Source organism: Wujia sp. (assembly GCF_056872695.1).
Genome location: NZ_DBMFCD010000006.1, coordinates 93,913 through 107,512 on the forward strand (window position 1 = coordinate 93,913; position 13,600 = coordinate 107,512).

Consider the following 13,600-nt stretch of genomic DNA (forward strand, 5'->3'; position numbering starts at 1 on the left):
GCAGAAACTCCCTGTTCATACCTTGTATCTACAGATAATGCCTATTTATCATGCATTTTCCCGCACTATCATCTGCGCTCCCTGTCCCTCCGTAAATACGTGCAGATACGCATGCATCTCCGGGTGAACGAGTGCCATATGCCCAGCCGCCTCGTTTGGATTCTTATACGCTTTCTCATAATACATGCGGGTAAATGCTGCATCCAATTCTTCCTTATAATCAATTCTCACATCTTCATACTCATACCGGTTCATACTCCAATACAAAAGCCGCACCGTCGTCTGCTCCTGTATTAATTCCAGAATAACCGAATACGTCATTGTCAGAATCGCAGCCAGATTGACCGGCTGATCAACAAAAAGCTCCGGCACGATTACAAGCTGATGATCTGACATACTCACACGATCCTTCACCATCAGGATATCCCTCTTTGCCGACAGCTTCCAGTGAATACTCATCAGCTTATCGCCCGGAATATACTCCCGGACTTCCTGCACATCTGAAAAATCATTGCCCCGTTTCGAGCTCTCCTCGCTCTCTAACATGCCCTGTTCAAGTGCTGTCTTTTCATACGCGATATCCGTCACTGCACGTGGCAGGATACTAAGCTCCGCTGTCTGCTCCACGTTTTTCTTCAATCGGAAAAATCCCATCAGGTCTTTGATATATATGCGGAACACGCTGATTTTTAACAATCCCGGATACGCCGCTACTACCGGCAATGTGAGTGCATATCCCTTTGCCGCATGTATGGGAATCGAAAAGACCTGCTGCCCGATTGTCTCCATCAATGTATTTTCCACATTCACAACCAGCTTTGTATCAAGAGATACAAACCATGTCGGATTTTTAATCCGTATTGTAAAATACGCAGTCTCCCCCTGTACTCCATAGGAATCCTGCGCATGATAGATTTCCACCTGCAAATAGCGGCGTAAAACCATAGCCGATATTGCTGAGATCACTGGTCCTGCAAGCATCAACACAAGTACCAGAAAATAAAAATGACTGTGCAAAAAGAAATAAAACAGCCATGAAACCGCCAACAATATCCCATATCCAATTATCCTGACAATATATTCTACCAATCTTTATACCCTCGGTGCTGCAACATTTGCGATTACCATTCCGATTGCCTGCTGCATTGTGATTCCCTGTGCTTTTCCACGTGCCGACAGTTTTACCCGATGTCCTAACACATCGCGTGCCACATCCTGCACATCCTTCGCACATACATAATCTCTGCCGTCAATCACCGCCATCGCCTTAGCCATACGCAGCAGTGCTATCGTACCTCGCGGGCTGGCTCCCATCGAGAAGATATCCATCGTCCGGGTTGCCTCCACCAGATTTACAATATACTCATAAATATCGTCTTTTACATAGAGATCATTTGTCATTGCCCGCAATGCAAGCACCTCTTCCACGGAAATAACTTCCTTCACCTTCGAGAGCGGTTTCCCCGCATTTCCTTTCAGGATTGCCACTGCATCTGCATGACTTGGATATCCCATCGACAGACAGACCATGAATCGATCCAGCTGGGATTCCGGCAGCATCTGCGTACCGGAGGATCCATAAGGGTTCTCCGTCGCAATGACAACAAACGGATCCGGCAACGGTCTGGTCACGCCGTCTACCGTTGCCGTCTTCTCTTCCATTACCTCAAGCAATGCGGACTGTGTCTTCGGCGAGGTCCGGTTGATTTCATCTGCTAAGAAGAGATTCGTAAAAACCGCGCCCTCCCGGTATTCAAATTCCTTGGTGGCAGAATTATACATGGAAAATCCCAGGATATCACTCGGCAGTACATCCGGCGTAAACTGTACACGCTTATAAAGCATCGACATACTCTTTGCAAATGTTGTAGCAAGCGTCGTCTTGCCCACACCCGGAATATCCTCCATCAGGATATGTCCGCCTGCAATTACGGCAGCGAGAACCTTCTTTACGACGTTCTCCTTGCCTTTAATCACTTTATTGACTTCCGCCTGCACCTGTTCCAGCTTCCGGCTCGTTCCTTCCATGCAAATTCCTCCTGCTCTTGCTGACACAACAATTTATTTCATCCATTCTTGTACTATTTTATAGTAGTCCGTTATCCTACCAATGTCGAGCATTTTTTCTCTATTTTACGATTCCGAGTTTCTTTGCTTCATCCGATACTGCCCGGGCAACCACCTTTGCCACTCTTTCATCAAAAGCCCCCGGAATAATATACTCCTCATTTAATTCCTCATCCGTTACGATTGATGCAATCGCCTTCGCCGCTGCGATTTTCATCTCCTCTGTAATTGCCTTTGCCTTCGCATCCAGTGCCCCACGGAAGATACCAGGAAATACAAGCACGTTATTGATCTGGTTCGGATAATCTGAACGTCCGGTTGCCATGACTCTCACGCCACCCTTCTTTGCCTCCTCCGGCATAATCTCCGGTGTTGGATTTGCCATTGCAAATACAATCGGATCTTTTGCCATCGACGCAACCATCTCTGCGGTTACAATATTCGGTGCTGATACACCGATAAAGACATCCTTGCCCTTCATGATCTCAGCAAGCGCACCACGCTGCTTCTCTTTGTTTGTCACTTCAGCCATCGCTGCCTGTGCCGGATTCATCCAGTCCTCACCCGGACAAAGTGCACCCTTCTTATCAACCAGCACAACATTACCAATCCCAAGTGCGAGCAGCAGCTTGCAGATGGAGATACCGGCGGAACCAGCACCATTGATCACAACGTTTGCCTTGTCAAATGGCTTTCTAACCAGCTTCAGCGCATTGATCAGACCCGCTGATACGACGATGGCGGTTCCATGCTGATCGTCATGGAATACCGGGATATCCAATTCTTCTTTCAGACGTCTCTCAATCTCAAAGCAGCGCGGAGCAGAGATATCCTCCAGATTGATACCACCAAATACCGGTGCGATCCGCTTTACTGTCTCAACGATCTCATCGACATCCTTTGTATCCAGGCAGATTGGAAATGCATCCACGCCTGCAAACCGCTTGAATAAAACAGATTTTCCCTCCATAACCGGGATTGCTGCCTCCGGTCCGATATCACCAAGTCCAAGCACAGCTGTTCCATCCGATACGACAGCAACCGTGTTTGCCTTGCAGGTATATTTGTATACATCTGCCGGATTTGCATGAATCTTGCGACACGGTTCTGCAACACCCGGTGTATAAGCAGTACTTAAGTCATCCCGGTCATTGATTGCAACCTTGGAGACAACCTCCAGCTTCCCATGGTTTTCTTCATGCATCTTCAAGCTCATCTGATTATAGTCCATCTTTATTATCCTCTGCTTTCCTATTGATTTATTTTAGTTCATCTTTACATGGTCAATCTCATCATTACAGTTCTTGATTGACTCTTTTGCTGCGTCAATCTTATCTACAAGTGGTGCGAATTCCGGATCCATCTGCGCGCCCTCTTTTACCTTATTGTAGAAGATTTCACCAATCGCCTCATACATCTCCTTGATGTTCGCCTTTTCCTTGCTGATCTTTGCTTTCAGCTTTGTAACCTCCACTGCATCTCCAGCCTCACTCTTTACCGTTTTCACAAAATCCTTAAATGCCATTTTCATACCCTCCTACACTTTTTCTATCTTATTAACAGGTACGTCCTGTTTTTTTATACAATTTCAAACCATACATCTGTCCAAACAGATTCACGACTGCGCACACCAGATTTGCGATCAACACATACAGATAGATCGTATAAAGCCCCATATGCTTATGCGTTTCTATTCTGGAAAACATATTTACAATGCCTTCTGTCTTGGAATTTCCAACCAGATACAATGCCAGTGTGGCTACTGCCAACACCGTCATCACTACGGATATTGGAAAGAGCGGTTTCTTCTTCGGATTGATTGCAGTCACTGTGCCAACCAGAGATAAAAAAACCTGCATCGCCATCAACAATCCCATCACATACAAAAATATACGCAATGACGGACTGAAATTTACCGCAAGTAAATTATCACTTAAAAGTACAATATCTGTCTGTGTCTCATCATATAACGTCTGCAAAATATAGTAAAACCCTCTTGCCGCTACAATCATTGCTACCACTGCCGAAGTTGCTGCCATAATCGTCATGACCATAGACATACCCGAATAGAAATTCATCTTCACATCTGTAGCATCCTCCGGCTGCGTTTTCTTTGCTTCATCCGGTTTCGACGCTTCCTTTTTCTCTGCCACCGGCTGTTTTGATTGTGTCTTCTCCTGCGCCTGTCTCTGCTCTTTTTTATCCTGTTGTCTTTCTTTTTTGCTCTTGCTCATCGTCTACATCTCCTCATATATTACCATCGTCTACATCATATCAAACAAACTGAGCTGTGTTCCGATCGTCTTATTCTTATACTCCCTTGTAAACCGGAGCAGTTCTTCCTTATCATACTGGATTCCATGTGCCGCACAGGTCTCCCGGATACACGCCATAATTGCAGTATAATTGTTTGTCTTCAACGTTTTCTCATCTGCGTAAGCTTTCTCGTACTGATCATAAATATCTGGGAAATACTTATAAAGCTGCTGGTAAAACCGCTCCCGGTTTCCCTCTCTTAAAACCGGACACATTTTGTCAGTCAGGATTCCATATACATTCGCTTTCACGCAATATGATAACAGCCCCTGTATGTTTTCCGGGTCATCATTGATAAATGGCAGGATCGGTGCCAGATTCACAATCACGGTAATGCCCCGCTCCGTGAGCTGCTGCATCAGCGAAAAACGTTCCGATGGAAGTGAAGTTCCCGGTTCTAATCTTTCCGCGAGCGCATCATCATAAGTACTCATACGCACGATCACGATACATTTTGTCTTTCGATTGATCTTATCTAAGATATCAATATCCCGCAGTGCAAGCATCGAATGTGTATGTAATACTAATCCAAAATCAAACCTCTCAATCTGATTCAGGCAACGCCGCACCAATTGTAATTCTTCTTCAATCGGAATATATGGTTCCGACGAAGAACCAATCTGTATCATGCTTTTTGTCCGCTTTTTTTTCAATGCATACTCCAGCATATCCACAGCATGGGCTTTTACCTCAATATCTTCAAATTCATGATCCATCCGGTGGCAGGTGCTCCGTGCATCACAGAACACACACGAATAACTGCATCCCCGATAGATATTCAAACCATTCTGCGGAGATAAAATTGCTTTTACTTCCTTGTAATGCATAACTTATCCTCTGTCTTTCCCTGCTATATAAAGTCGAAGCTGACCTGTTCATATTCGAGATCCTGATAAACAAGCTCCTCCTGCTCGACTTTGCTTGTATAGTCGACAACCACGGTCAGCTGCTTTCCGCCAGCCATCTGCTGTCCCAAAATATAATTGACATCAAACCGTCCGGTGATTGCTGGTGTCGCGCCACGCGCCGGTACAATTAACTGCACATGATTTGCTGCAAGCAGCGCGAAGATTGGCTCCCAGATATACACATCCTTCGCAGCACCAAACGGATTATCAATAAAGATCGTCTTTGTTCCCGTATCCTCATTTCCAATCCGGTACATGCCGGAAATGTAATTGATGATGGAAATCAAAAACTGGATATATATACCCTGCGACTGACCGGTGCTTCCGACTGCCTCCTCGTATTTCAGATAACGGCTCTGTTCTTTGATCCGCTCCCGCTTATATAAGCTCAGCTTGATTGCATTCATATCCGTTACGATCACACTGAACAGCTTCTTCAACGTCAGACTGTTCCGGATGAATTTCATCCGGTCGCGATCCTGCTCATAATCGTCTGCCTGTGCCACGATACGATCTACATAATCCGACATCCGCTGTTTCAAAAACTCATCCTTCACATATGGCACCTGCAAGCCTACCATCTGGATTACTTCGTCCTCCATAATGATCCGGGAAAGCTTCGGCAATTTATCCAACTCCGTCCGCACATCCAGACACCGCTGTAAACACTGCTCCTCGAAGTTTGCTTTGAGTCCTTCCATATCCGTCAGGCTTTTCTCCACGCGGTCACGCTCCAGACGTACATATCCAACCATAGACTCCAGATTGTCCACCAGCGTTTTTGCCTCTGCATAATTCTCTGGTATCCGTACATCATCCCGGATCGTTCCGGCAAGCTCATATGCATGCATCTCATCAAACGTCTGCGCGGTATTGCCCTTGAATTTGAGCAGCTCATTTTTGGCACGGTCAAGCTGTTTGCTTGTCCGGTCAAAATTCATAAGCTGAGATTCAAACAGTTCACGCAATGTCTCTTTATCCTCTAACATTGGGGTCGCATCTTCCAGGCTGATCTCGTGTGTCGTTACGATCCGCTTGACATCCTTATACAGATCCGTCATATACCGCTGCCGTTTCTCATAGGTATGGTACTCTTCGTCACACGCTTTAGCTTCCGCCTCCAGACGTGCAAGCAATGTCTGTCCGCTTTCGAGACTCGCAATAATCTCCGACTCACTGGCATCCACTTCCTCATAGTCGCCATATCCATTCTGGATATTCTCAATCGCATACTGAATGCTTCCATCCAGCTTGTCTGCTTTCGAACGAATCTCGGCAAGCTGCCGCTCTTCTTTCTTTGACTGTTCCTTCGTCTGTGCGATATTCTCCCGGCACACTGCCAGCACCGCATCATCCGACAAATAAAGTAGATTCCGGCTTTCCAGATCTACCAGTTCCTTGAAATCGACGCCTCTGCGTTCAATCGACTTTCTGGATTTCTCCATCGAAGCAAGTAATGTCGCAATCACAAGCTGTTTATCCTCCATTGCGCGCATATCACCCCGGTTTTCATCAACCATCGTCTGGAATCGTGCTCGCAGATCCTCGTCCGATATCGTCAGCACATCGTACTCCTGATCAATATTATAATACGCTTCGTAATTTTCCTTCCACTCCCGTGTGAGTGTATCTAACTGCTCCTGCATGAAACGGAGCTTCGCCTCTGTCTGTTCTGTATCCAGCCGGCTGTCTCCCCCCTGCGCCATGAACGATGTTTTCTGTTCTTCCAGACGTTCCAGTTCCTTTTGTGCCTCTGCCTGCCGCTGCTCCTGTGTGGCAATCACCGAGGTCAGCTGTTCCACCGTATATAGACGGTTCACATCCTGTAAACATGCTTCGTATTCCCGCTTACATGTTTCCTGTTTATCTTTCGATGCTGCAATCTGCTTTCGGATAGTTTCCAGCTCATCCATACAATCGGTAAGCTGTGTCTCTAATTTTGCTGCCGTCTTTCTTGCATCTGCCAGCCGTTTTCCCGCCTCCAACAGATCCCGGTCAGACAATCGGATCAAAAATGCCTGATCCTCGCGGTATGCGGAAAGCATCTCCTCCTGCATTGCGAGCTGATCACCAATCTCTGTTTCCCGCTGCCGCTCCTTTGCGACCAGTGTGCTGATCGTCTCTGCATCCAGCAGATACTCCGGTGTTGCTGACACCGCAAACACATTGTCTCCAAGGTGCATCGCCATCTCTTCCATTCGGTCACGATCATAAATATAGATTGGAACTTCGCCAGTATCGATTGTGCGGATATTCGGATCTTCTACCAACGTCTCGTAGTCCTCTGCCACAACCCCATAGACAAGCTGTGGATTTGCCGAAAGGACAACTGCCTGCTTGTCTGCCGGCAGGGCAGATACATAATCCATACCGTACATGGCTGCACTGCCATGCCGTGTCTCAATATAATCTAATACCTTTTTCGCTGCCTCCGACACTCCGATCAGTCTGCCATCTGCCAGCCGTTCCGCATTCTTGGCACATTCCACGCCTTGCTTTTTCAAGGCCTCTATCTTAAGCACCGCATCGCGGATACGATCTGACAGCACATCTGACAGTGCTTCTATCTCAGATGCCCCGTAAATTGTCTGTATCTTATGCAGCTTTTCTGCTGCTTCCTCGAATGCCTGTTCCTTCGTCAGAAGCTCCGCAAGCTGCTTCTCATTTTCTGCCTGCTGCAGGCGAAGCTGCATCAGACATTCCTTCTGTACTTCCTCCTGCTTCTTACAATCTGCAACAAACGCTTCCTCCTGTGTCTGTTGTTCCTGCAAAGATGTCAGTACCTCTTTGGACTCTGCAAGCTGCTCATCCGCTTTCGTAAACCGGATTTCATTCATCTCCATACGGATTGCAGAAAGCTGTTCGGATAACTGCCGGATCTGTGCATCGGCTTCCTGCTTGCTATGCTCATACACTGCCTGCTGCACCTGCATCTCCGCAAGCATCTTCTCATTGTATTTCTGCTTTGCGACCTCACGTTTTAATTCTTCTGCATCATTTGCAATCTGATTACGCAGATTTGTCATCTGCACATCCATACGCATCTTTATATTATAGGCATAGGTATATAACTGCGTCTCATCAAAGGCTGATGCATTCATCTGCGCCTTTACCCACGCCTCCAGTTCATCCTTTTTTTTACGGTCATCCACATATTCGAGATACTCGTTGATGCTCTCCTTTTTGGCAAGCTCTGCCCGCTCTGTCTCCAGCCGGCTCTGCTCCATAGAAAGCTGTTTTTCTGCCTGCTTGATCTGTCCGTAAAGCTGTTCAAGATGTCGTTTATCCCGTGCCACCTTCAGACATTCCATCCGTTTTCTCTGTTCATCCTTTGCTGCACGCTTCTCATTGCGTGTCTGCTCCAGCTTCTCCAGCGTCTTGGCATCATTTTTCACGAATTCTTCTCCGGTCACACAGATATCTGCCAGAAGCTTCTCCATATTCGTCTGCTCCTGATACAGACTCATAAAGGAGGCGACCTTATCCCGCAACACCTCAATCAGCTCCGCCTGATGGTCGTAGCTTGTAATATCTTTTTTCTTCCTTGCAAGAATCGTAAGCTGCTCCTTGATATCCATGAGCATCTTCGCCATCGTGTCGGAGTCCTCGCCATCACGCATCGTCTTTACCGCATACGCTTTCTCGATGATGCCCTCGATCAACAGATCTTCTACGACCTTCCGCGTCGTCTTATAATTCGTCTCGAAATATGTACGCACATGTCCCTCGGTCTTATTGATTCCGCGGATGATCTCCCACTGGCTCTCATGCAGACCATATCCACTGATAAACCGCTGGTACTCACCCTTCCGGTCAAAGATACAGACCTTCAGCGACATATCACGGTGTTCCAGCTCTTTCAGATAATTCCGCAGTCCCTGAAAGGTAATACGTTCTTTGTCTTTCGACAACGGCAGGTTGATAATATCGTTTTTATTGTATTCCCGGTAGAAGATACAGTAATTAAAATACTCTATCGCTGCCACATCTTTCTTGGTCGTCTCGCCCTCGACGTCCTTCGCTTTGCGCGCGCAGAATCCTGTCGTCATATAGCGATAGCCTTCCTTGCGATCCTGCTCATCCAGCTTCCATTCGACAAGGGAATGGATCGTTGTATTTCCATTTCCGGTACGGAACAGCTTCTCGATCGGCTGTTTCTCATCGAGCGTACAGTTCGGGATCATGTTCTGCATCAAAAGCAGCATCAGTACACTCTTTCCGCCACCGTTGGCCAGATCGTACAGGGTGTTCTTTCCATACATCCGCATGGTAAAATCATCGTAGTACTGCGTTCCGAAATTATATTTTACATTGTTGACACGAATACGGTTGATACTAGGCATTTGTCTCTCCTCCCAGTACTTTGTAGATTTTTCCCTTGTATTCCTCGAAATAGTTCTCCACAATTGCATGGAAACGATTGGTAGGATAATAGCGGTCCTCCACCGCAATAAATAATTTCTGTTCCTGCAGGAAGTTAAACGTCAGCTTCACATATCCGGTCCGCGACGCACGGCTGGCACGGTTCTTGTCCTTCTCATCCGAAGTCACAAGTGGAAGCTCATCCCACAAAAGCGCCAGCGACTTGAAGCTGTCCGCCTCCACATCACTCATCGAATACACCGACAGGTCCTTCGTGATCGACGCGAGATATGCCGTCACCTGCTCTAAAATATCTTCAAGCCGCACATATTCCTTCACCTGATACGATGCAGAATCCTGATAGAACAATAACAGGAAATTATACATGATAAAATACACCATATACAGCTCCCGGTTTAACCGCAAACCAAGCAGCCGCTTCATATCATCGTTTGTATATCCAAACACGCGGTTGCCCTCTCCGGCAGTCAGATAAACCGCATCCTGATATTCATATAAATTCAGATTCAGTTTTTTCATCATCTTGGTTACAATGTCATACACAACAGCATTTGCATAAAACTCTTCATACAGATCCCGTGTGTCCGGATTGCTTCTGGAGATTTCCTGTCCGGTAATCAACGCGGCATATACATCCAATGCTTTTTCCAGATTTCGCTGTTCCATTACTCGGCTGCCTCCCTTTCAAAATTCATATCCGTTACCACAAACGGCACGACACCTTCTGCATCCCGCATCTGTGGTTTGATCTCTACTTCATCCGTTCCAAATGTGATTGTGAATCGAATATCCCGGATGCGCTCCTTCTCCTCTTCCGTCAGATGTTCAACCACCATCTCTTCCAGCATTGTCTCCTGCTTTTCCAGCATCCTGTCTACCTGATACATCCGCTTCCCGGATAAATGTACTAAAAACGCATAATAATCGCGGTTCGCATAGATTTCCTCACCAAATTTAATCTCAAGGATTCCATTGTATTCCTTCAATGTAACATGGTTCCATTTCTTCAGCTGATCGCAAAGCTCATAGAACAGATGGGCGAAGTTTCGTCCGATCTTTTCCTCCAGAATCTCATCCTCATACTTGAAATCCGGTGTCAGTTCGCGCTTCTCAATCTTCTCTGTCTCCTGCTTCTCATCACTTCGTAGTGTCAGGATATTGTCGATGTTCCGCATCGTGAAATATTTCTCCACCCGCGGTGCAAACAACGGTTCCAGCACATGTGCCAGCAGATCCGGCTGATCCTGCTTCATGATCGTATTTAATGCCTGCTTGAAATCAAAGACCGGTCTTAATTTTCGTAATTTTGCCCGGTTGATGATCTGATCGGATAACTGCGACAGCTCGGTTGTCTCTCCGATCAGGCGGCTATGATTATAAATCGTTTTCTTTAACTCTGTCTCCAACTGACTAATCTCTGCGAGTGCCTTCGAATGCAGGGTCGGCGAACTGCCATCGGTATCGCGTTCAAACTCTGCCTTTTCAATCGCCTTATCGACCAGTGCCTTGTTCTTCACAAATAATTTCTGTTCTTCGGTAAACCACTTTGCCGTCGTATCCATAAAATGCTCATATGCTTTAGCGCCCTCAAACACATCGACGCCAAGCAGTTTCACGACCTGTTCCTTCTGCTCGAGCAGGGATATTACCTGGCTGTTAATCCGGCGCACGACATCAATACCACCCTTGAAATTATTGGCATTGATCATCTTTTCGAGCAACAGCTGGGACACATTGATCTTGCTCTCGTCCTTAATCTCCTTAGTATCCAGATAGAATTCAATGCCCTCTGGCGTAATCGTATAATAAACCGTCCCCTGTGTGATATGGCTGTCGATCAGCTTCACACGAGCAACCTTATTTTCCCGCACCTCCGGATCATAGAAATGAAACTCAAATGCGCGTCCGTCATTTTTAATCTTGTCAAAAATATAGGAGATCAGTTCCCGCAGTTCTGACGGTTCCTCTTCCAGCTTAAAATCCCGCACCAGAAGCTCCCGCAGGAAATCCTCATATTCTTCATACGTGACGTCTTTCTCATGGAAATTGTTTTCATTGATAAAAAAACGCAGAGACGCCATCGTGATATATCCCATATCTAAAAACGCATACCTTCCTTCCTTGTACTGTGCAAAGGTCGTTTCATTCAACACAAAAAACGGATAGTACTTTTTCAGATTCTGCATCCGCGCACTGTGTTCTGCAATTATATCGTTGATCATCACGTGTTTTAAAGCCATGCGTTTTCTCCTGCTTCGGCAGTAGTTTACATAAAAGGGCATACTGCCGCATAATTATAATAATTATAATACATGCAGGCACAGGAAACAAGAGAAATACAGAAGAAAAACATCGAAAAAAGTCGCCCTACATGATGTAGAGCGACTCGTATCTAGTCTTTTTAAAGAAGTTACTGATTAAGCCTTACCAACAGATCCGAAAAGTTCCATCTTCTCTTTTACTGTTGCCTTGATAGCCTCTGCACCAGGTGCAAGGAGCTTACGTGGATCAAATCCCTTACCTTCGAGATCCTTTCCAGCTTCAATGTACTTTCTTGTAGCTTCCTGGAATGAAAGCTGACACTCTGTATTTACGTTGATCTTAGATACACCAAGTGTAATTGCCTTCTTGATCATATCAGCAGGAATACCTGTACCACCGTGAAGTACGAGAGGCATAACACCTGTCTTCTGCTGGATAGCATCCAATGTCTCGAAAGAAAGTCCCTTCCAGTTTGCTGGATACTTACCATGGATATTACCAATACCTGCAGCAAGCATGTCTACGCCAAGATCAGCGATTGTCTTACATTCTTCAGGATCTGCACACTCACCCATACCTACAACGCCATCTTCTTCTCCACCGATGGAACCAACTTCACACTCGATAGAAAGACCAAGCTGATGAGCTACGTTTACGAGCTCTGTAGACTTTGCAAGGTTCTCTTCGAATGGATAGTGAGAACCATCAAACATGATAGATGTGAAGCCAGCCTTGATACACTTATAACATCCTTCGTATGTTCCATGATCCAAATGAAGTGCTACTGGAACTGTGATTCCGAGTTCCTCGTCCATAGCCTTAACCATAGCTGCAACTGTCTTGAATCCTGTCATATACTTTCCGGCACCCTCAGATACACCAAGGATAACTGGGGAGTTTAATTCCTGTGCTGTTAAAAGAATTGACTTTGTCCACTCAAGGTTATTGATGTTGAACTGACCAACTGCGTAATGACCAGCTTTAGCCTTTTTCAACATTTCTGTAGCTGAAACTAACATTTGTAATTCCTCCATTTTCTTTAATTTTATCCTAGATAGGTATATTATACTATACTATCTGAAAAAATAAAAGACTATTGCTTACAATAATCTAAAAATTTCTCTTTGATCTCTTCCCTGTCTTTTCCCATGACCAACGCCAGTTCACTATACAATCCATCTTCTGCAAGCTTCATATACCGCTCATCCGTCACGGTTACCTTTTTCCCAATTGCCGCGCGCTCTTCCTTTCGGATCAACAGCGCCTTAATGACCTTTACACACTGACGAAGATCACAGCTCTTCATCGCCTTTTTGTAGCTGTCATCCCGCATACGCTCACTTTCGACCTGCAACGGTTCAATCTCTTTGACCTCATCCATTAATGCAGATGCCTCCTCCGCTGTAATCACACTACGAAGCACCACCCGGTTATTGTCCGTTGGGCAGAACAACCGGCTGTCTCTTGTCTTTTCCGGCACCAGCACATAATACAATTTGTCCTCATCAATTCCCGCTATATCCGGGTGTGTAATCTCTTCCACACGGCATATGCCATTGCTTCCATATACGATATAATCTCCTACATGAAACACTCTCTCGCCTCCATCTTTCTGTTCAACCCCTCTGATATCTTTCCTATTTATGATATCACTTTTGCCACCA

At 45.9% G+C, this 13,600-nt stretch carries 11 protein-coding genes; all 11 read right to left on the reverse strand.

All coding sequences use genetic code 11. The annotated features are described in order from the left end of the window. Positions 1 to 48: 48 nt before the first annotated feature. Positions 49 to 1,089, reverse strand: a complete 1,041-nt coding sequence (locus ACZQK9_RS07515; RefSeq protein ID WP_483270194.1) for a DUF58 domain-containing protein — start codon at positions 1,087 to 1,089, stop codon at positions 49 to 51. A 3-nt stretch (positions 1,090 to 1,092) separates the two neighbouring features. Next, complete coding sequence (locus tag ACZQK9_RS07520) at positions 1,093 to 2,028, reverse strand: AAA family ATPase (RefSeq protein WP_216508020.1); 936 nt, start codon at positions 2,026 to 2,028, stop codon at positions 1,093 to 1,095. A gap of 100 nt (positions 2,029 to 2,128) precedes the next feature. Then, positions 2,129 to 3,298, reverse strand: a complete 1,170-nt coding sequence (locus ACZQK9_RS07525) for an NAD(P)-dependent malic enzyme (RefSeq protein ID WP_178017121.1) — start codon at positions 3,296 to 3,298, stop codon at positions 2,129 to 2,131. Positions 3,299 to 3,331: 33 nt separating this feature from the next. Continuing rightward, positions 3,332 to 3,592, reverse strand: a complete 261-nt coding sequence (locus ACZQK9_RS07530) for a hypothetical protein (RefSeq protein ID WP_178017122.1) — start codon at positions 3,590 to 3,592, stop codon at positions 3,332 to 3,334. A 31-nt stretch (positions 3,593 to 3,623) separates the two neighbouring features. Then, a complete protein-coding gene (locus ACZQK9_RS07535) occupies positions 3,624 to 4,301 on the reverse strand; it encodes a hypothetical protein (RefSeq protein ID WP_483270195.1) in 678 nt (225 codons plus the stop codon). Between the two features lie 30 nt (positions 4,302 to 4,331). Then, on the reverse strand, positions 4,332 to 5,210 hold the full coding sequence (locus ACZQK9_RS07540; RefSeq protein ID WP_178017124.1) for an SPL family radical SAM protein: 879 nt from the start codon (positions 5,208 to 5,210) through the stop codon (positions 4,332 to 4,334). 23 nt (positions 5,211 to 5,233) lie between these two features. Continuing rightward, complete coding sequence (locus ACZQK9_RS07545) at positions 5,234 to 9,634, reverse strand: coiled-coil domain-containing protein (RefSeq protein WP_483270196.1); 4,401 nt, start codon at positions 9,632 to 9,634, stop codon at positions 5,234 to 5,236. Then, a complete protein-coding gene (locus ACZQK9_RS07550; protein WP_178017126.1) occupies positions 9,627 to 10,340 on the reverse strand; it encodes a DUF6063 family protein in 714 nt (237 codons plus the stop codon). Before ACZQK9_RS07550 ends, ACZQK9_RS07545 begins: the two co-directional genes overlap by 8 nt. Continuing rightward, on the reverse strand, positions 10,340 to 11,914 hold the full coding sequence (locus ACZQK9_RS07555; RefSeq protein WP_483270197.1) for a hypothetical protein: 1,575 nt from the start codon (positions 11,912 to 11,914) through the stop codon (positions 10,340 to 10,342). Before ACZQK9_RS07555 ends, ACZQK9_RS07550 begins: the two co-directional genes overlap by 1 nt. A gap of 177 nt (positions 11,915 to 12,091) precedes the next feature. Next, entirely contained in the window at positions 12,092 to 12,955 is an 864-nt protein-coding gene (gene fba, locus ACZQK9_RS07560; protein ID WP_177984246.1) for a class II fructose-1,6-bisphosphate aldolase, read from the reverse strand. Between the two features lie 74 nt (positions 12,956 to 13,029). Further along, the gene (locus tag ACZQK9_RS07565) at positions 13,030 to 13,530 is read right to left on the reverse strand and encodes a CarD family transcriptional regulator (RefSeq protein WP_178017128.1); all 501 of its coding nucleotides are present in this window, start codon (positions 13,528 to 13,530) and stop codon (positions 13,030 to 13,032) included. Positions 13,531 to 13,600 lie beyond the last annotated feature (70 nt).

Coding starts and splice junctions, on each gene's coding strand:
- ACZQK9_RS07540 (WP_178017124.1), bottom strand. CDS start 5,210: ATGCATTACAAGGAAGTAAAAGCAATTTTATCTCCGCAGAATGGTTTG.
- ACZQK9_RS07535 (WP_483270195.1), bottom strand. CDS start 4,301: ATGAGCAAGAGCAAAAAAGAAAGACAACAGGATAAAAAAGAGCAGAGA.
- ACZQK9_RS07550 (WP_178017126.1), bottom strand. CDS start 10,340: ATGGAACAGCGAAATCTGGAAAAAGCATTGGATGTATATGCCGCGTTG.
- fba (WP_177984246.1), bottom strand. CDS start 12,955: ATGTTAGTTTCAGCTACAGAAATGTTGAAAAAGGCTAAAGCTGGTCAT.
- ACZQK9_RS07520 (WP_216508020.1), bottom strand. CDS start 2,028: ATGGAAGGAACGAGCCGGAAGCTGGAACAGGTGCAGGCGGAAGTCAAT.
- ACZQK9_RS07525 (WP_178017121.1), bottom strand. CDS start 3,298: ATGGACTATAATCAGATGAGCTTGAAGATGCATGAAGAAAACCATGGG.
- ACZQK9_RS07545 (WP_483270196.1), bottom strand. CDS start 9,634: ATGCCTAGTATCAACCGTATTCGTGTCAACAATGTAAAATATAATTTC.
- ACZQK9_RS07555 (WP_483270197.1), bottom strand. CDS start 11,914: ATGGCTTTAAAACACGTGATGATCAACGATATAATTGCAGAACACAGT.
- ACZQK9_RS07530 (WP_178017122.1), bottom strand. CDS start 3,592: ATGGCATTTAAGGATTTTGTGAAAACGGTAAAGAGTGAGGCTGGAGAT.